This is a genomic window from Pseudomonas nitroreducens (genome assembly GCF_024170165.1).
Lineage (GTDB): Bacteria > Pseudomonadota > Gammaproteobacteria > Pseudomonadales > Pseudomonadaceae > Pseudomonas > Pseudomonas nitroreducens_C.
The window spans coordinates 149,968-167,474 of sequence record NZ_JALJXP010000011.1 but is presented as its reverse complement, the minus strand read 5'-3'; the positions used below and the strand labels follow the sequence as shown (position 1 = coordinate 167,474).

Annotated in this window: 20 protein-coding genes and 1 riboswitch; of the genes, 7 read left to right on the top strand and 13 right to left on the bottom strand. The window is 65.6% G+C overall.

Going from position 1 to position 17,507, the window contains the following annotated elements:
- Positions 1 to 21: 21 nt before the first annotated feature.
- A riboswitch (yybP-ykoY riboswitch) is annotated at positions 22 to 141 on the top strand.
- Positions 142 to 231: 90 nt separating this feature from the next.
- On the top strand, positions 232 to 813 hold the full coding sequence (locus tag J2T47_RS21420) for a TMEM165/GDT1 family protein (RefSeq protein WP_253451395.1): 582 nt from the start codon (positions 232 to 234) through the stop codon (positions 811 to 813).
- Positions 814 to 913: 100 nt separating this feature from the next.
- Positions 914 to 1,357, top strand: a complete 444-nt coding sequence (locus J2T47_RS21415; protein WP_253451393.1) for a ketosteroid isomerase-related protein — start codon at positions 914 to 916, stop codon at positions 1,355 to 1,357.
- 183 nt (positions 1,358 to 1,540) lie between these two features.
- Here the strand turns inward: J2T47_RS21415 and J2T47_RS21410 are convergent, their stop codons facing one another.
- Positions 1,541 to 2,524 carry an NAD-dependent epimerase/dehydratase family protein gene (locus J2T47_RS21410; protein ID WP_253451390.1) on the bottom strand — a complete coding sequence of 328 codons (984 nt, stop codon included), beginning with the start codon at positions 2,522 to 2,524 and terminating at the stop codon, positions 1,541 to 1,543.
- 92 nt (positions 2,525 to 2,616) lie between these two features.
- Complete coding sequence (locus J2T47_RS21405) at positions 2,617 to 3,438, bottom strand: M48 family metallopeptidase (RefSeq protein WP_253451388.1); 822 nt, start codon at positions 3,436 to 3,438, stop codon at positions 2,617 to 2,619.
- Positions 3,439 to 3,824: 386 nt separating this feature from the next.
- Here J2T47_RS21405 and J2T47_RS21400 point away from each other — a divergent pair, with 386 nt between their 5' ends.
- Entirely contained in the window at positions 3,825 to 5,957 is a 2,133-nt protein-coding gene (locus tag J2T47_RS21400; RefSeq protein ID WP_253451386.1) for a methyl-accepting chemotaxis protein, read from the top strand.
- Between the two features lie 71 nt (positions 5,958 to 6,028).
- Here the strand turns inward: J2T47_RS21400 and J2T47_RS21395 are convergent, their stop codons facing one another.
- The 3 genes from J2T47_RS21395 to J2T47_RS21385 are packed head-to-tail and all read right to left on the bottom strand — an operon-like array spanning position 6,029 to position 7,122.
- Entirely contained in the window at positions 6,029 to 6,640 is a 612-nt protein-coding gene (locus J2T47_RS21395; protein WP_253451384.1) for an SOS response-associated peptidase, read from the bottom strand.
- A 33-nt stretch (positions 6,641 to 6,673) separates the two neighbouring features.
- Complete coding sequence (locus tag J2T47_RS21390) at positions 6,674 to 6,940, bottom strand: putative signal transducing protein (protein ID WP_253451382.1); 267 nt, start codon at positions 6,938 to 6,940, stop codon at positions 6,674 to 6,676.
- Positions 6,940 to 7,122 (bottom strand): CPXCG motif-containing cysteine-rich protein, encoded by a 183-nt coding sequence (locus tag J2T47_RS21385; RefSeq protein WP_192292137.1) that lies wholly within the window; start codon positions 7,120 to 7,122, stop codon positions 6,940 to 6,942. Before J2T47_RS21385 ends, J2T47_RS21390 begins: the two co-directional genes overlap by 1 nt.
- Positions 7,123 to 7,260: 138 nt before the next feature.
- On the opposite strand from J2T47_RS21385, the gene J2T47_RS21380 reads away from it, so the two are divergent.
- Positions 7,261 to 8,421 (top strand): 1-acyl-sn-glycerol-3-phosphate acyltransferase, encoded by a 1,161-nt coding sequence (locus J2T47_RS21380; protein ID WP_253451380.1) that lies wholly within the window; start codon positions 7,261 to 7,263, stop codon positions 8,419 to 8,421.
- 37 nt (positions 8,422 to 8,458) lie between these two features.
- On the opposite strand, the gene J2T47_RS21375 is transcribed toward J2T47_RS21380, so the two are convergent.
- Positions 8,459 to 8,743: a hypothetical protein gene (locus tag J2T47_RS21375; protein ID WP_253451378.1), complete on the bottom strand. Its 285-nt coding sequence runs from the start codon at positions 8,741 to 8,743 to the stop codon at positions 8,459 to 8,461.
- A 261-nt stretch (positions 8,744 to 9,004) separates the two neighbouring features.
- On the opposite strand from J2T47_RS21375, the gene J2T47_RS21370 reads away from it, so the two are divergent.
- Positions 9,005 to 9,211 carry a hypothetical protein gene (locus J2T47_RS21370; protein ID WP_081516299.1) on the top strand — a complete coding sequence of 69 codons (207 nt, stop codon included), beginning with the start codon at positions 9,005 to 9,007 and terminating at the stop codon, positions 9,209 to 9,211.
- Positions 9,212 to 9,274: 63 nt separating this feature from the next.
- Here J2T47_RS21370 and J2T47_RS21365 read toward each other — a convergent pair whose 3' ends face one another.
- The gene (locus J2T47_RS21365; protein ID WP_081516300.1) at positions 9,275 to 9,862 is read right to left on the bottom strand and encodes a YajG family lipoprotein; all 588 of its coding nucleotides are present in this window, start codon (positions 9,860 to 9,862) and stop codon (positions 9,275 to 9,277) included.
- A gap of 802 nt (positions 9,863 to 10,664) precedes the next feature.
- Between J2T47_RS21365 and mqo the strand changes: the two genes are divergently transcribed.
- A complete protein-coding gene (gene mqo, locus J2T47_RS21360) occupies positions 10,665 to 12,158 on the top strand; it encodes a malate dehydrogenase (quinone) (protein ID WP_253451376.1) in 1,494 nt (497 codons plus the stop codon).
- A gap of 63 nt (positions 12,159 to 12,221) precedes the next feature.
- On the opposite strand, the gene J2T47_RS21355 is transcribed toward mqo, so the two are convergent.
- The 3 genes from J2T47_RS21355 to J2T47_RS21345 all read right to left on the bottom strand — a co-directional run bounded on the left by J2T47_RS21355 (position 12,222) and on the right by J2T47_RS21345 (position 13,725).
- Complete coding sequence (locus J2T47_RS21355; protein WP_192380961.1) at positions 12,222 to 12,623, bottom strand: VOC family protein; 402 nt, start codon at positions 12,621 to 12,623, stop codon at positions 12,222 to 12,224.
- Positions 12,624 to 12,856: 233 nt separating this feature from the next.
- A complete protein-coding gene (locus J2T47_RS21350; RefSeq protein WP_017519723.1) occupies positions 12,857 to 13,144 on the bottom strand; it encodes a PA4642 family protein in 288 nt (95 codons plus the stop codon).
- A 98-nt stretch (positions 13,145 to 13,242) separates the two neighbouring features.
- A complete protein-coding gene (locus J2T47_RS21345; protein ID WP_437181009.1) occupies positions 13,243 to 13,725 on the bottom strand; it encodes a hypothetical protein in 483 nt (160 codons plus the stop codon).
- A gap of 154 nt (positions 13,726 to 13,879) precedes the next feature.
- Between J2T47_RS21345 and J2T47_RS21340 the strand changes: the two genes are divergently transcribed.
- Positions 13,880 to 14,797 (top strand): LysR family transcriptional regulator, encoded by a 918-nt coding sequence (locus tag J2T47_RS21340; protein WP_253451372.1) that lies wholly within the window; start codon positions 13,880 to 13,882, stop codon positions 14,795 to 14,797.
- Here J2T47_RS21340 and J2T47_RS21335 read toward each other — a convergent pair.
- The 3 genes from J2T47_RS21335 to J2T47_RS21325 form a co-directional block, all read right to left on the bottom strand.
- On the bottom strand, positions 14,781 to 16,205 hold the full coding sequence (locus tag J2T47_RS21335; protein ID WP_253451370.1) for an aldehyde dehydrogenase family protein: 1,425 nt from the start codon (positions 16,203 to 16,205) through the stop codon (positions 14,781 to 14,783). The genes J2T47_RS21340 and J2T47_RS21335 overlap by 17 nt on opposite strands.
- Before the next feature lie 171 nt (positions 16,206 to 16,376).
- Entirely contained in the window at positions 16,377 to 16,853 is a 477-nt protein-coding gene (locus J2T47_RS21330; RefSeq protein ID WP_253451368.1) for a WbuC family cupin fold metalloprotein, read from the bottom strand.
- Between the two features lie 2 nt (positions 16,854 to 16,855).
- A complete protein-coding gene (locus J2T47_RS21325; protein WP_017519718.1) occupies positions 16,856 to 17,413 on the bottom strand; it encodes a hypoxanthine-guanine phosphoribosyltransferase in 558 nt (185 codons plus the stop codon).
- Positions 17,414 to 17,507 lie beyond the last annotated feature (94 nt).

Here is a 17,507-nt window from a genome sequence, read left to right as displayed (position 1 = left end):
TCCCGGGACTTGGGCAGAATGCGCCCCGTCCTAGGGGAGTAGTCTCCCGCGAGCGCCCTGCTCGCCCGGTACGCGTCAACACACTTGGTCCGCAGACCATGGCGCGTACGATCCAGGCCTGCAGCGTTCAGGCCGGGGTTTGACAAGACCTATGACACGAGCAACCTGACCCGGGGCGGGCAGGTAGCGCGTGTCATGGTGATTAGTCGACCCGCCCCCTTTGGAAGTCTGATGGAATCCCTCTTCGTCCCCACCCTGATCGTTGCCCTCGCGGAAATCGGCGACAAGACGCAACTGCTCGCGCTCGTCCTCGCCGCGCGCTTCCGCAAGCCCTGGCCGATCATCGCCGGGATCATCGCCGCCACCCTGGCCAACCATTTCGCTGCCGGCGCCGTGGGCAGCTGGGTCGCTTCGTTCTTCTCGGAAAGCACGCTGAGCTGGGTGCTGGCCGTGTGCTTCCTGGCAGTCGCTGGCTGGACCCTGATTCCGGACAAGCTGGATGACGACGAAGAAGGCTCGCTGAAGAAGTTCGGCCCGTTCCTCACTACCCTGATCGCCTTCTTCCTCGCCGAGATGGGCGACAAGACCCAGGTCGCCACCGTGATGCTGGCCGCGCAGTACCCGCACTTCTGGCTGGTGGTCATCGGCACCACCCTGGGCATGCTGATCGCCAACGTGCCGGTGGTCCTGGCGGGCAACTTCGCGGCCGAACGCCTGCCGCTGAACCTGATCCGCCGCCTGGCCGCCGCCGCCTTCGCCGTTCTCGGCCTGGCTGCGATCTACCATGCACTGAAGCTCTCCGGCGTGTTCTGACCGGCTGCTTTTCGTCGGGGGGCTGGCGCGCCGGCCAATGCCTGTGTATCGCCAGCGATACACAGTGGCGCTCCAGCCTCCCCCGACAAAGGATGTCGCCATGCCGGAAAAAGACCTGAAGAAAGTCGCCCGCCACCATATCGACCTCGCCTGGAACAAGGGGCACCTGGCGCTGGTCGAGCAACTGCACAGCCCGGACTTCATCTACAAGAGCGCCTTCACCGCCCAGCCGCTGGACAACGCCGGCTACCGGGCGCTGGTGGAGGAGATCCGCAGTGGCATGGAAGACCTGGAAGTGGCCGTGGAGGAATGCATCCGCGAGGGCAACAAGGTCTTCACCTGGAGCACCCTGATGGGCAGCATCGCCCGCCCTGTGCTGGGTTACCCGGCCAGCGACCGCATCGTCAGCATCTCGGCCATGGGCTTCTGGACCTTCAACAGCCAGGACCAGGTGCAGGAACTGTGCACGCTGTTCGACATGGAAAGCTTCCGCGCGCAGATGGGGCTGCCCAACCGGCCCTTCGCTGAGAAGGCGCTGCCCTGACAACGAAAAAGCCCGGCCAATGAGCCGGGCTTTTTTCATTCACTTCCACGCTCTACGCGGCACATAAGGCTCTCGCAGGGAGCTCCGTAACAGCTTTTCGTAGGAGCGAGCCTGCTCGCGAACAGGGACCGCTCAGCGTTATGCAGTTCGCGAGCAAGCTCGCTCCTACAAAGACAGCCGAAATCAGAGGTAATCGTTGGCGTGGAACCAGGAGATGGCCCGCTCCAGCGTGTCATCCAGCGGCACATGGGACTCGAAGCCCAGCTCCTCGCGCGCCTTGCGGCCGTCGAGGAACTGCCCGCCGGCCATCACCTCGATGGCGGTGTCGTCCAGCAGCGGCATCTTGCCAGTCAGCCGGTAGCGCCAGCGACCCAGCGTCGCCAGCGCGCGGGCGCGATGCAGCGGCATCGGGGTCGGTGCCGGCTTGCCCAGCAGCTTGGCGATGGTGGCGGTCAGCTCGCCCATCTCGATGTTGTGCCCGGTCAGCAGGTAGCGCTCGCCGACCCGCCCACGCTCCAGCGCCGTGAGCAGGCCGCGCCCGGCCTCGGATGCATCGATGACGTTCCGCCGGCCCGGCACGTAATGCAGCATCTCGTCGCGGCCGATGGCGGTGATCAGGCGTCCGGTGGTCGGGCCGATGTCCAGCTCGCCCAGCACCATGCCGGGAATCCCGATGACCACCGGCAGCCCGCCACGGGCCTGTTCGCGGGCCTGTTCGTCCAGCGCCCACTTGCACATCACGTAGGCGCTCTTGCCGGTGGGCAGCCCTTCGTAGAACAGCCCCTCATGGCCCGGCAGCCCCTGCGGGTGCGAGGGCATGGCGAAGGCCGAACCGACGTAGAGGATGCGTGGCACTTTCGCCTGCAGACAGGCGGCGTAGAAATGATTGGTCAGGTCCAGTGCGCTGGCGACCTCCTCCTGCCAGCGACGCGGGCGCACCGGGTAGTAACCGGCGCTGAAGATCACCGCGTCCAGCCCGCTGAGCGCGCGGGCCATGCCCTGGTGATCGAAGAGTTCGGCTACCCGGCACTCAGGCTCGAGGTAGGCCAGGCGCTGGATCTGCGACGAGGGTCGGTGGATCAGCACCAGCTGGTGGCCGGCCGCCTTGATCGCGCGGGCGGCGTGGTGGCCCAGGAGCCCGGTGGCTCCGAGTACAGCGATTTTCACGGGTGCTCCCTGTTCACTGGATAAAGCGGCGCAACCTTACGCCGCTCCTGGCCGTTCGAGAGAATCACGAACCCCTGCTGCAAAAACACTGTTCAGCGGGTCTTGGCCTGCTCGTAGAGCGGCATGACCTTCGGGATGGCGGCCTGCAGGTTGGCCATCCGCGTACTGTCCGCCGGGTGAGTGCTGAGGATTTCCGGCGGAGCCTCACCGTTCGACGCCTGTCCCATCTTCTGCCACAGGGTCATTGCGGCGTTGGGGTTATAACCAGCTCGCGCCGCCAATTCCAGGCCGATCAGGTCCGCTTCGTTCTCATTCTGCCGGCTATTGGGCAGCGTCAGGCTGTATTCGACCACCTGGTGGGCCATGTCCACGCTGCTCTGCCCCAGCCCCAGCAGCGCGCCGCCGATGCCCAGCCCCATCTGTTCCGCGTAGGCGCGGGACATGGCTTCTCGGCCGTGCTCGCGCAGGGCGTGGGCGATCTCGTGGCCCATCACCGCGGCCAGTTCGTCGTCGCTGAGCTTGAGCTGATCAATCAGCCCGGTGTAGACGATGATCTTGCCGCCGGGACCGCAGTTGGCATTGAGCTCGTCGCTCTTGATCACGTTGACTTCCCACTGCCAGGACGGCGCGTCCGAGCGGAAGGCGCCGGTCTGCGGAATCAGTCGCGCGGCAATGGCCTTCACACGCTTGGCGTCGTTGCTGCTGGCATCCAGCTTGCCGGCCTTGGAGGCCTCACCGAGGGTCTGCTGGTAGGACTGCGCATACATCTGGTCGACCTGGGCGCTGGACAGCATGCTGAACATGCTCTGCTTGCGATCGACACCGACGACGCCGCTATTGGTGGTATTCACCTGCTGGCAGGCGGTCAGCAGCAGGGCTGCGGCCAGGCCTGCGACACGAAAAACGCTGGGCATGTTGCTCTCCCGAAACAATGCAATCTCCCACGGACAGCGCGCATGGTAGGCCCGCCTCCGATGCCCGGCAACTGGCAGGAAACAGCCGGCGCAGCAGGGACTTACGAAACCCTATCGACGCCACCCCAGGTACCCTGCGGCGCGCGTCGTAGCACACGCGAAGAAGACCATCGTGCTGGCGATCCTCAACCGCGAACAGGGCGCTCACAGCGCCCGCGTAATTTCATTTTGACATCACATGCTAGACCTCCCGGCCCACCCCGACAATCCTGCGACAAGCGGCGAACAGCCGCGTTACAACGCTTTACAACGGCCGCCTAAGGAATTCCCCCGGTCCTGCCGATACAGATAGACACGCAGACCTCTGGCGCATTCCGGGTACCCGTATGAAATTCAAGTCGATCCAGTTTTCCGTGGTGGCGCTGGCCGGTGCCAGTGTTCTGGCAGTGGTCGCGGCGCTGGTGCTCTACGCACTGTTCGCCGGCTCGCGGACCCAGGCGCTGGTGCAGGAGCGCACCCAGGCGCTGCTCGAACAGGTGATCAACGAACGCCTGGTGGCCATGGCCCGCGGCCAGGTCGCACAGATCCAGCGCGAACTGGAATACCCGCTCACCGTCGCCCGCGACCTGGCCAACACCAACGCCCTGCTCGACGAAACCGACAGCAATGGCCAGCCGCTGCTGGGCATCGGCCGTGCCGGCATGTCCAACCTGCTGCGCCAGACCGTGGCGCAGAACCCCAAGCTGCTCGACGCCTTTGCCGGTTGGGAACCCAACGCCTTCGCCGGCAATGACAGCCAGTACGCCGGCCTGCCGGGATACGACGGCAGCGGCCGCTTCATGCCCTGGTGGTATCGCAAGGACGGCGGCCTGACCGTGGAAGCCATGGGCGACACCCTGGAAAGCCAGAAAATGCAGCCCACCGGCGTGCGCGAAGGCGAGTACTACCTGTGCCCGAAAGAGAAGCACCAGCCCTGCATCATCGACCCGGCGCCCTACGAGATGGCCGGAAAGATGGTGCTGATGTCCTCGTTCAACGCGCCGATCATGGTCAAGGGCCAGTTCAAGGGCACCGTCGGCGTGGACCTGTCGCTGGACTTCATCCAGGACCTGCTCAAGGCCGCCGACAGCCAGCTCTACGACGGCGCCGGCGAGATGGCGCTGATCTCCACCAACGGCCGCCTGGTCGCCTACACCAAGGACCCGGCCAAGCTCGGCGAATCCGCCAGCAGCGTGCTGGACGCCAACGAAGTGGCCAACCTGGCCAAACTCACCCTCGACCAGCCGCTGACCTCGGTGGACAAGGAGCACGGCCACATCGAGCTGTTCCTGCCCTTCACCATCGCCGACTCCGGCGCGCGCTGGACGCTGATGCTGCAGCTACCGCAGGAAGCCGTGCTGGGTGACCTGAACCAGCTGCAGAGCGACCTGAAAGCCCAGCGCGACAGCGACACCCTGGGCATGACCCTGGTCGGCCTGCTGATCGCCGCCATCGGCCTGGCCGTGATCTGGCTGGTCGGCCACGGCATCGCCCGCCCGCTGCGCCAGCTGGTCGGCATGCTCGACGACATCGCCCAGGGCGAAGGCGACCTGACCCGCCGCCTGAGCAGCGACCGCGCCGACGAACTGGGCTCCATCGCCAAGGGCTTCAACACCTTCCTCGGCAAGCTGCAGGGCATGATCGGCCAGGTGGTGACCTCGGTGCAGCACGTCAGCGACTCTTCCGAGCACACCGCCGACATCGCCATCCGCACCAACCAGGGCGTGCAGAAGCAACTCGCGGAGATCGAGCTGGTGGCCACCGCCGTCCACGAGATGACCGCCACCGCCCAGGACGTGGCGCGCAACGCCACCCACGCCGCCGAAGCGGCCAACCATGCCGACCAGGCCGCGCACCACGGCAAGCGCATCGTCGAGAGCAGTTCCACGGCGATCCAGGCGCTGGCCAGCGAGATCGGCCGCGCGGTGGGCGTGGTGCAGTCGCTGGCCCGCGACAGCGAGAACATCAATGCGATCCTGGTGGCCATCCGCGGCATCGCCGAGCAGACCAACCTGCTGGCGCTCAACGCCGCCATCGAGGCCGCCCGTGCTGGCGAGCAGGGCCGTGGTTTCGCGGTGGTCGCCGACGAGGTGCGCAACCTGGCGCAGAAGACCCAGCAGGCCACCGAGGAAATCCAGTCGATGATCCAGCAGCTGCAGAACGGCACCCGCGAAGTGGTGCAGGTGATGCAGCAGAGCCAGGACAAGACCGAAGACAGCGTGCGTCATGCCGGCGAGGCGGCCCAGGCCCTGGAGTCGATCACCCAGGCAGTGTCGGTGATCAACGACATGAACACCCAGATCGCCAGCGCCGCCGAAGAACAGAGCGCGGTGGCCGAGGACATCAACCGCAACGTCAGCAACATCGGCATGGTCGCCAACCAGGTGGCCGGCGGCGCCGACGAGGCGTCCCAGGCCAGCGCCGAGCTGACCAAGCTGGCCGAGCAGCAGCGCCGGCTGGTGAATCAGTTCAAGGTGTAAGGCTTGCGGGATCGTACAACGGTCCCCATCAGCCCATGACGCCGTCGATTTCGTAGGAGCGGACTTCGGTGTCAGGCCGGGGTGAGGCACTCCGGCCCATTGCAGGTCGGGTCGTTGATGAAGCTCGCCAGCGCCTGCATGCGCAGCCGCGCCTGGGGCAACTGCAGCAGCTCCAGCAACCGCGCGGCGGGCGTCGCGTTCGACAGCCATTGCGCCTGTTCCTGCACATCGAGGATCAGCGGCCGGCGCATCTCGCCCGCCGCCTGGGTGAGCATTGCCACGCTGTAATAGGTGTGGCCTTCGACCGGATACGCCTCCCACACCCCCGCGAAACAGATCAGCCCGCCGCCGGAAACCCAGTGCGGCCGCTTGCGCACACCGTGCCACTCATAGAAGCCATTGGCCGGCAGCAGGCAGCGGCGCTGGGCGAACGCGTCGCGGAACATCGGCTGTTCAGCGATGGTTTCCGTGCGGGCGTGGGCAGGGGTTCGCGACAGATCCTTGAGCCATGCCGGCGTCAGCCCCCAGCGCGCAAGCTCGGCATGGCGCGCGCCATTCTCCTCGCGCAGCATCAGCACGCGGGAGCCGGGTGCAAGGTTCCACTGCGGCTGCAGATCGGCAGGGAAGCCGACGTTTTCGGCAAGCTCGCGGTTCCAGCGGAACAGGGCGTAGCGGCTGGTCATGGGCGATCGTTCATGGGGAGTCGTCGAGGCGAGTCAGCAAAGCAGGACGCCGGGGCCGCCCTCGTGATCGTCGGCGCCGCCCGGCAGGGGTTGCGCGGCATTGTACGCGGCGATCAGTTCGCGCGCCTGCTCGGCCACCGCGTCCTCCACCCACAGGTGCAGCAGGCCCATGCCCGGCAGCTCGCCGATGCCACCGACCAGATGGCGTCCGCCCAGGTGCGACGAAATGCCCTCGTTGGCCAGCATGCCGCCCAGCAGCTCGGCTTCGATCAGGTCGGCGGGTTCGTAGATTCGCTGCATCAATCGTCCTCGCGCTGGACTTCCAGGGTCCAGTCCACGCCGTCGGTGTGGAGCTGGAACAGGATCGGCCGGCAACACACCGGGCAATCTTCATAGTAGCTCTGGTCGCCCCCGGAAAGGTCGAGCACGGCCTCGGCCGGCTCGCCGCAATAGGGACAGGAATAAGCCTGACTTTCGAGCATCGCTGGTTCCCCCGTGACTTCCGTTTATAATCGCGCGGTCTTTTTGGGTGCCCGCCTGGCCGGTGAGTCGGCGGCATACCCATCCGGGCCGTCTATTTCGCGGCCTGTCCCGTGATACCCCGAGAATTCATAGAGAGCATGATGGGCGAGTTCGAAGCCATCCGACCGTACAACGACGCCGAAGTCCCGGCTGTCCTGCAGCGCCTGCTGAGCGATGACGCCTTCCTCGGCGCGCTGGCGCGTTACCGTTTCCCGCGTCTGTCCGGTCCGTTCGGCTGGCTGCTCAGACCACTTATAGCCCATCGGCTGGCCCGCGAAGTCACCGGTATCCGCAGCGTCAGCGAGCTGCAGCACAAAGTCGAGCCCTACGTCGACCGAACCATCGAGCACGCCACCGACGGCGTCACCTATTCGGGTGTCGAACGCCTGCAATCGGGCCGTGCCTACCTGTTCATCGCCAACCACCGCGACATCGTGGTCGACCCGGCCTTCTGCAACTACGCGATCTACCACGCCAAGCTGCCGACGCCGCGCATCGCCATCGGCGACAACCTGCTGCAGAAGCCCTTCGTCAGCGACCTGATGCGCCTGAACAAGAGCTTCATCGTGCACCGTTCGATCAGCGGCCGGCGCGAGAAGCTGGCGGCTTACCAGAACCTCTCGGCCTACATCAATCACTCGATCTGCCAGGACGGCCAGTCGATCTGGATCGCCCAGGCCGAGGGCCGCGCCAAGGACGGTGACGACCGTACCGATTCGGCGATCCTCAAGATGTTCCACATGAGCCGCAAGGACGAGCCGTTCGCCGAGGTGGTTCGCCAGCTGCACCTGATCCCGGTGTCCATCAGCTACGAATACGACCCCTGCGACGCCGCCAAGGCCCGCGAACTGTTCACCCGCGCGACCACCGGCGAGTACAGGAAGGCGCCGGGCGAGGACGACCGCAGCATCGTGCAGGGCATCACCGGCTACAAGGGCCGGGTGCACATCAACTTCGGCGAGGAAATCACCGGCGACTTCGCCGACGCCAAGCAGCTCGCTGCCGAGCTGGACCGGCAGATCCTCGGCAACTACCGGTTGTTCCCGGTGCACTACCTGGCCTACGAGGCCTCCGACCTGCGCGACGCCGCGCTGAACGTGCCCCGCGCCGAGACCCTGTTCAAGGCCGACGAACTGCAGCGGGCGCGCACCGAATGGGAGCGTCGCCTGGGCGAATGCCCCGCCGAGCAGCGCGGCCACCTGATCCTGCAGTACGCCAACCCGGTACTGAACCAGTACCGGCTCAAGCAGCGGGCATGAAAAAAGGCGCCCTCGGGCGCCTTTTTCATCTCAGCCGTTACTGGCTCAGCTGCGTGCTGTACCAGCTCACCGCCATGGCCAATGCCATGCAGGCGAAACCGAAACGGTAGAAGAAGCGGTTCATCCGCGCGGTCGGTTCGACGCTGTCCAGCGGCACCGGTGCGACTTCGCTCTCGGCGGCCAGGCGCGCCAGGGCGAGGCGCTCGCGGCGACGGGTCGCCAGCAGCAGCCAGCCTCCGGCCAGGGCGAAGAACAGGGCCAGGTCATTCACGATACGACCGGGATGGGCCTGGAAGAGACTCCAGAGCGCCTGCAGCGACATCACAACCTCCGCTTCAAACTGCACACCAACGACTTCGAAGCAAAGCGGGGCCAGTCTGGACGAACGGGCATGGCCCGTCATGGATGAGAAACAATCGACGCGCATTTTATCCGCTGGCCCGCCATCGCAGCCAGCGCGCAACGCTTATTTACGACGAGCGTAAGAATTATCGAGAAATGGTCTAAGACCTCTCCCGCGCCCTGGCACGTTGCTGGCTTCAACGAATTCTGCAAACCCGGTCTTTCGCCAAGGAGATTCGCCATGCTCGACATCGTCCCCCACGAAAACGCCTACCTGATCGAACACCTGGAAGAAATCGAAGCCGTGGTCGTCGAACTCTCGTTCAACGTCCAGGACGACCACTGGCTGGTCTACACCCAGGCCTGCGGCCACGAGCACCTGGACCTGCCGGAAACCGACGAGCGCATGCGTTCGTTCGAAGTCGACCCGTACCGCCAGGCCGCCTGATCGCAACCGCTCAGCGCCCATGAAAAAGCCCGCCATTCGGCGGGCTTTTTCATGTCCGATCGATCAGCGCTGGTTCAGCGTCTGGCCGATGGTCGGGTCCTTGAACACACGGGTCAGCGCATCGCTGAGCACGTCGCTCACCAGCTTGGTGTTGGTCGCCTGGTTGGGCGCCATGCCGAAACGCTGGTTGGTCGAGGCGCCGTAGCGGCCGCTGTAGCGACGGGTGCCGCTCTGCACGTCGGCGCGGAAAGTGGCGCCGATGTCGGCCTCGGTGACGTACATGCCTTCCTTGGGCGACTGGTACTTCAGCTCGGCCAGGGTCAGGGTCAGTTGCGGCGCGTTGTAGGCGTTGGCCGACGGGGTGAAGCCCAGCAGGCGCACGGCAGTCTCGGCCTGCAGCTGCAACTTGGGGATCACGTCTTCACTGCGCACGGTCAGCTGGCTGGTTTCCGAATACAGGCCACCACGGGTACCCAGCGCGGTGCTCGGGCGACCGTCGACGACTTTCACCACCACCGGCTGGCCCTGGCCAACGGCGGCGACCGGGCCCTTGAACTCGGGCGTCGGGTTGAGTTGTTGCGGGCTGAGGGCGCAGCCGGTCAAGGTCAGGCTGGCGGCAGCGATAAAGCCGAGCAACAGGCGAGGCAGCATGCTCATCTCTCCATGGGGTAGGCGATGGCCGGCAGTATACCGGCGGGCAGCGCGGTCAGATAGCGCTTGGCCATTGGACGCGGAACCCGTTCGCAGGGTTCCCTCGCCACGCGTCGATCAGCCACCTTGACCGACCCGCAGGCAAGACGCACCGGGAGGGGGCACAAATGGTCAATCAAGGGGTAGACACTAGGAAAAAAGTCTAAGGTGCAGAGCTTTTTTTTGTGTTTCGCCGTTATAATCGCCCCCCGATTATAAGGACGCCTCCTGGTCGGGCCCCGCACGATGCCGACACACCGTGTCTCGCCTCTGCCACCCCTCAAAGAGAGTCGCCACTCGCCTCGGTCACTGGCCGTCGCGCTTTGTACGTTCGTTGCGCAGAACTTGGCATGGATGCAGCCGCCCCCTCCGCACGGAGACCGGACCGGCCCGCGACGACGATCCCCTTTGAGCTTCACGCCTCCAAAAGAGCGTGATCGAAGGTTTTTCACTACTTCACGAGAGTGTGGCGAGCAATGAAGAGTTTTGCGTTGGTAGCACCATTGACGTCTGACCCCGCAGCACTGAATCGCTTTTTCGGCACCGGAAGCCGCGCATAAGCGCCACTCCCCGATGCCCTTGCGGATGACTTTGTCTGTCCGTGGATTGCCGAGAAGGTGCGCACTTCCCCTCCTCCGATCCCGGCCCGAGACATTCCGCGAAAGGTCCCTGGCGACCTGAGAAGAATTCGGACATGCGGCTTCGCGCAACGAGCGCAAGGCCCCTGTCACAACTGGCTGCTGATAGTTTTGGAGACGCGTTAATGGCGCAGAACGAAATCGAATCGATGGACGTGCTGCTGGTCGGCGCCGGCATCATGAGCGCAACCCTGGCTGTCCTGCTCAAGGAAGTCGATCCGGGCGTCAAGCTCGAGATCGTCGAACTGCAGGAATCCGGAGCCATCGAAAGTTCCAACCCGTGGAACAACGCCGGTACCGGTCACGCCGGCCTCTGCGAGCTGAACTACACCCCGCAGGCGGCTGACGGCTCGATCGACATCAAGAAGGCGGTGAACATCAACGCCCAGTTCGAGGTGTCCAAGCAGTTCTGGGCCTACCTGACCGGGAAGGACGCCTTCGGCGCACCACGCAACTTCATCAACCCCGTTCCGCACATGAGCTTCGTGCGTGGCAAAGACATTCCGTTCCTGAAGAAGCGCCATGAGATGCTTGCCCAGCACCATGCCTTCTCCTCGATGGAATACACCGAGGACCGCGCGAAGATCGCCGACTGGGCCCCGCTGACCATTCCCGGCCGCCCGGCCGACGAGCAGGTCGCGATGACCCGCGTGGAAAGCGGCACCGACGTCAACTTCGGCGCCCTGACCAACCAGCTGCTGAGCTACCTCTCCAGCCGCGAAGGCAGCGAAGTCCGCTACTTCCAGAAGGTCGTGGGCCTGGAGCGCTCCGGCGACGGCTGGCTGGTGGACATCAAGAACACCCAGACCGGCGACGCCCGCAAGGTGAAGGCGAAGTTCGTCTTCCTCGGCGCCGGCGGCGGCGCGCTGCCGCTCCTGCAGATGTCCGGCATCCCGGAAAGCAAGGGCTTCGGCGGCTTCCCGGTAAGCGGCCAGTGGCTGCGTTGCGACAACCCGGAAGTGGTCAAGCACCACCAGGCCAAGGTCTACAGCCAGGCCGAAGTGGGCGCCCCGCCGATGTCCGTGCCGCACCTGGACACCCGCGTGGTCGAGGGCAAGACCTCGCTGCTGTTCGGCCCCTACGCCGGCTTCTCCACCAAGTTCCTGCGCCACGGTTCGTTCCTCGACCTGCCGCTCTCGGTGCGCACCAGCAACCTGCTGCCGATGCTCGCCGTGGCCCGCGACAACATGGACCTCACCCGCTACCTGGTGAAGGAAGTCATGCAGTCCATGGACCAGCGCATCGAAGCCCTGCGCAAGTTCTACCCGGAGCTGAACCCGGCCGACTGGCGCCTCGAAACCGCCGGCCAGCGCGTGCAGATCATCAAGAAGGACCCGAAGAAAGGCGGCATCCTGCAGTTCGGTACCGAACTGGTGGCGGCCCAGGACGGCAGCATCGCCGCCCTGCTCGGCGCCTCGCCGGGCGCCTCGGTTACCGTCTCGATCATGCTGGGCCTGCTGGAGCGCTGCTTCCCCGAGCGCTACCAGTCGGCCGAATGGACCGCGAAGCTCAAGGAGATCTTCCCGGCCCGCGAGAAGCAGCTGGAAACCGACGCCGCGGTCTACCGCGAAGTCAACCAGATGACCGCCGACCGTCTGCAGATCGTCGCCGCGTCCTGAGTGCTGCTCCCATGAAAAAGCCCGCCATCCGGCGGGCTTTTTCGTTTCTGTCTTCGGAAGAGGTCAATGGCAGCTGACCATCCAGCCGACGCCAAAGCGGTCGGTGAGCATGCCGAAACGCTGCGCCCAGAAGGTCTTCTCCAGCGGCATCTCCACCCGCCCCTCCTCCGCCAGGGCAGCGAATGCCTGCTCCGCCGCCACCACGCTGCGCAGCGTCAGGTGCAGGGAGAAGCCATTGAAAGCGGCGTTGTGCTCGCCGCGGCCATCGGACAGGAACACCTCCGTCTCGCCGATCTGCAGGCTGGCGTGCATCACCTTGTCCAGCCAGCCGTCGGGCACCGGCGAGGGACCGGGCGCCTCCTCGAAGCGCATCAAACCTCCGAGCTGGGCACCCACCGCGCGCTGGTAGAAGGCAATCGCCTCATCGGCGCGACCATGGAAAAACAGATAGGGCTGTACTTGCACGGCTTCGTCCTCGCCTTGTCGTTATCGTTCTGAGGGAAAGTCTAGGCGGGGATTCGCGGAGGTGTCCGGCGAGTCTTTTCGTAGGATGGGTGGAGCGCAGCGATACCCATGCGGTCCGACGCCCGGAAGTGATGGGTATCGCTGCGCTCCACGCCATCCTACTTCGAGTTTCCCTGCTGAACTCGCGAACAAAAAAGCCCGCACAAGGCGGGCTTTTCAGCGGTTCGCAGCGATTAGCCGCGAGCAGCCTTGATCACCTCGATGTAGGGCTCGGCCTGGCGCTGGTCCTGGATCAGGGCGATGAAGTCCTGGCCCTGGGCGTCCTTGGCGGACAGGTCGTAACCGGCTTCGACGAAGAAGCCGACGAAGCGCTCGAAGTCGTCGATGCGCAGGCCGCGGTAGGCCTTGACCAGCTTGTGCAGGGACGCCGGAGTGTCGTCGGCCGGTTCCACGTCGAGGAACAGCTTGATGGCGTCGTCGTTGATCTCTTCGCCAATCACCTGCTTCTTGTCTTTACGCATCGCTCGCTTCTCTCTACGGCTGTCTCGGGGATCGCGGCCGGCAACGGCTCAGGCCGGGCACCACGGGTCGGGCAGTTTAACCCTGCGCCGTGCGCGGCTCAACGCGCACGCACCGCGCCGGTATGCAGGTCGGCCCAGATATGGCCATTGCCATAGGTGAGGAACTGCACGTAGACGGTGCCGTTGCGCAGCAGGTCGAGCAGCTGGGGATAAGCCGCCTGTGGGTAATACAGGCTGAGCACGCGGGTCTTCTCGTCGTAGGCCGGCTTCTTCAGGCTCTTGCCCTCGGCGTCGAAGCTGATGACCACCTGGCTGATCTGCGCGCCCTTGCTCAGCGGCTTGCCCTTGAGGCGCAGCAGCGACGGCGTGGTGATCGGGATCGGCTGCTGGTTGGACTGGCGCTGGTTGCCCAGCACCACGCTGTACTCGGTGACCTGCAGCAGTTGCTGCTGTTCCGGCTCGCCCTGGCGCAGGCCGGCGTCGTCCGGGGGCAGGAACTGGCTGTGCATCGGCGCGGCAACGGCCGTCCCGGCCAGGCCGAGAGGAAGGCAGAACAACAGCGCCAGCACGGCGCCCGGCATGCGAACGGACATCATCACCTCCGCGGGACAGGGCCGAGCACTCTAGCACGCACCCGAAGCGCCACGACAGGCACACATGGCAAGCCCGGCGATACATTGATAGCCTTCGAAGCAACACCCTCGACACATCGCCACTCACGAATCGAAAGCCGCCATGCTGCACAACGTTTCCGACCTCGACCTGCGCCTGCTGCGCATCTTCGCCTGTGTGGTGCGCTGTGGTGGCTTTTCCGCCGCCCAGGGCGAACTGGGCATGGGCCAGTCGACCATCAGCACCCACATCGCCAGCCTGGAGACGCGCCTGGGCTACCGCCTGTGCGAACGCGGCAAGAGCGGCTTCCGCCTGACCGAGAAAGGCCAGCGGGTACTGGATTACGCGCAGAGCCTGTTCGCTGCGCTGGGCGACTTCCGCGACCAGGTGCAGTCCCTCGCAGGGCGACTGGTCGGCGAGCTGCATCTGGGCCTGGCCGATAACATCGCCACCCTGCCCGACGCCCGCATCCACCAGACCCTCGCGCGCTTCAACCGCCGCGACCAGGACGTGCGCCTGCATTTCCTCATCGAGTCGTCCAGCGAACTGGAGCGCCTGGTGCTCAGCGGCCGCCTGCACCTGGCCATCGCCTGCTTCAGCCGGCGCCTGCCGAATCTGCGTTATCAGCCGCTGTACCATGAGCGGGTCGCGGTGTTCTGCGGGCGCGAACATCCGTTGTTCGGCAAGTCAGTGAAGGACGCCGCAGAGCTGGAAAGCTGCGACTGGATCCAGCATGGCTATGCGGTGGCCGACGTGCAGTTGCCGGCCGATCCGCAACGCAGCACGGCCTTCGCCCAGCACATGGAGGCGGTGCTCCACGCCGTGCGCGCGGGCACTCACCTGGGCTACCTGCCGACCCACTATGCCGAGCGCTGGGTGGAGCAGGGAGAGATGCGCGCGCTATTGCCGGACAGCCTCGGCTACGGCATCACCCACAGCCTGGTGGTGCGCGACGAGCCGGGGCACAACGAAGCGCTCCAGGCGCTGGTCGAGGACCTGCGCCTGGAGCACGGGGTGACGCCGATCAGCGCGGCGCGGTGATGTGCTTGATGTCGAAGAACGCCGACAGGCCCCACGGCCCCAGCTCGCGGCCGATGCCGCTGCGCTTGCCGCCGCCCCAGGAGGTCTGCGGGAATACCACTTGCGGCGAGTTCAGCCAGACGTTGCCGGCCTCCAGGCTCTCGGCGATGCGCTGGGCGCGCCCGAGATCGGCGCTGCACACGGTGGCGGCCAGGGCGAAGTCGCTGTCGTTGGCCTGACGCAGGGCATCGGCTTCGTCGCTGAAGGTACGCACGCACAGCACCGGGCCGAAGATTTCCTCGCGCCACAGGCGGCTGTCCGCCGCTACGCCGGTGTACACGGTCGGCTGGATGAACCAGCCCTCGGCCGCTTCGCCGCCGGTCAGGCAGGCCAGGCCTTCGTCGCGGGCGACCGCGAAGTAGTCGAGCACCTTGCGGTACTGCGCCTCGCTGGTCATCGGGCCCATGTCGGTCTCGCCCTGCAGCGAATCACCGACGCGCAGACCTTCCACCGCGACCTTCAGCTTCGCCAGCAGCGGCTGAGCGATGGATTCCTGCACCAGCAGGCGCGAGGTGGCGGAGCACATCTGCCCGGCGTTCCAGTAAACGCCGGCGATGATCCATTGCACGGCCTCGTCCAGGTCGCAGTCCTCGAACACCAGGATCGGCGACTTGCCGCCCAGTTCCAGGCCCACCGGCAGGGTGCGCGCGGCAGCGGCTTCCATGACCTTGCGGCCGACGACGTTGCTGCCGGTGAAGGACAGCTTGGCGATGCCCGGATGGCTGCACAGCGCGGCGCCGGCATCGGCCAGGCCCGGCACCAGGTTCAGTACGCCGGCCGGCAGGCCGATGGCGTCGGCGATCTCGCCCAGTACCAGTTCGATCAGCGGGGTGATCTCCGAGGGTTTGAGCACCACGGTGCAGCCCGCCGCCAGCGCCGGTGCGACTTTCCAGGCGCTGGTCACCAGCGGGAAGTTCCACGGCACGATCAGACCGACTACACCGATGGGCTCGAAGCGGGTCTGCGAGCGGTAGCCGGCGTCCGGCAGGGCGACTTCGGCGTTCTGCCGGGCGTCCAGCTGGTCGGCCAGCTCGGCGTAATAAGCGAAGGTGGCGATGGCATCGCCGATATCGATTTCCGCTTCCAGGCGCGGCTTGCCACTGGCCTGCATCTGCAGGGCGATCAGCGCTTCGCTGCGGGCTTCGAGCTGCTCGGCGAAGGCGCGCAGATAACCGGCACGCTGGGCGGCACTGGTCAGTTTCCAGTCGGCGAAGGCACATTTGGCGGCAGCGACGGCGCGCTCCACGTCGGGCACACCGGCGCAGGCGACTTCCGGCAGCGCTTCACGGGTGGCGGGAGCAATCGGCCGCAGGACCGCGCCGCTGTCGGCGGGCTGCCATTGGCCATCGATATAAAGGAGACGGGACATGCGAACCTCGGACGGTTGTCGGGTGAGGGTCGCAGGATAGGGACGGCATGCATCGACAAAAATGCGAGTCAGCCCATGCATGCATCGATGGATATCAATGCTTCGATGTTCGACTGCAGGAGCGGGCCATGCCCGCGATTCGCGCCCATGGGGCGCTCCTACAGGTATCGATCAGGCAGGAAAGTGCGAACGCATCCAGTCCAGGTACTCGGCAGCGCCTGCCTCGCCCTCGCGCGGCGCCCACTGCCCGCGCTCGTCCTCGCTCAGCGGCACGAAGGGGCCGGCCTTGGCTTCGAACATGATGCTGTCCGGCTCCAGCGCCACCATGGCGTGGAAGGTGCCCGGCGGCAGGTCCGCGCCGACACAGTCGCCACCTGCGCGCAGCACGCGCGTGGTCAGCAACTCGCCGCTGTCGGAAAAGATCAGCAGGCCCAGCGCACCCTTCACCACCAGCAGGCTTTCGGCCTTGTCCGGGTGGCGATGGCAGTGCGGTGGGATGTAGCTGTCGGGCTGCAGCGCGTTGAGCAGGCGATGGCAGGGCTCGCTCTGCTCGTGGAAGTTGTGGTTCTGCCGGCGCCGGGGGCTGGCGGCGGCACGGGCCGCGACCTCGTCGAACAGCGCACTGTCGAGAAAACGCGGCCCGCTCATCGTCAGAGACCCTTTACGGCGAAGATGCCGGCGGCGTTGCGCCAGTAGCCCTTGTAGTCCATGCCGTAGCCGAAGATGTAGCGATCGATGCAGGACAGGCCCACGTAGTCGGCCTTCAGGTCCGGACGGGCCTTGCGGTCGTGATCCTTGTCGATCAGCACGGCGGTGTGCACGCGCTTGGCGCCGGCATGCTTGCAGAAGTCCATGATCGCCGAGAGGGTGTGCCCTTCGTCGAGGATGTCGTCGATGATCAGCACTTCGCGGTCGATGAAGGAGATTTCCGGCTTGGCCTTCCAGAACAGTTCGCCACCGGTGGTCTCGTTGCGGTAACGGGTCGCATGCAGGTAGGAAGCTTCCAGCGGGAAATTCAGCAGCGGGAGCAGCTTGCCGGAGAAGATCAGGCCACCGTTCATCACGCAGAACACCACCGGGTTGGTGTCGGCCAGGGAGCCGTTGATGGCCTCGGCCACACGGGCAATGGCGGCCTCTACCTCGGCGTTGGTGTACAGGCAGTCGGCTTCGGCCATGACTTGGCGGATGTGCGCGAGATCGACGGACATGGGGGTTCTCCCGTGAAAAAGTGCGCAAAGGTACCTATCGGCGTGCCACGGAGCAAGGGTCAGCGGACGAATGTCGCCGACAATCATGGCCCAA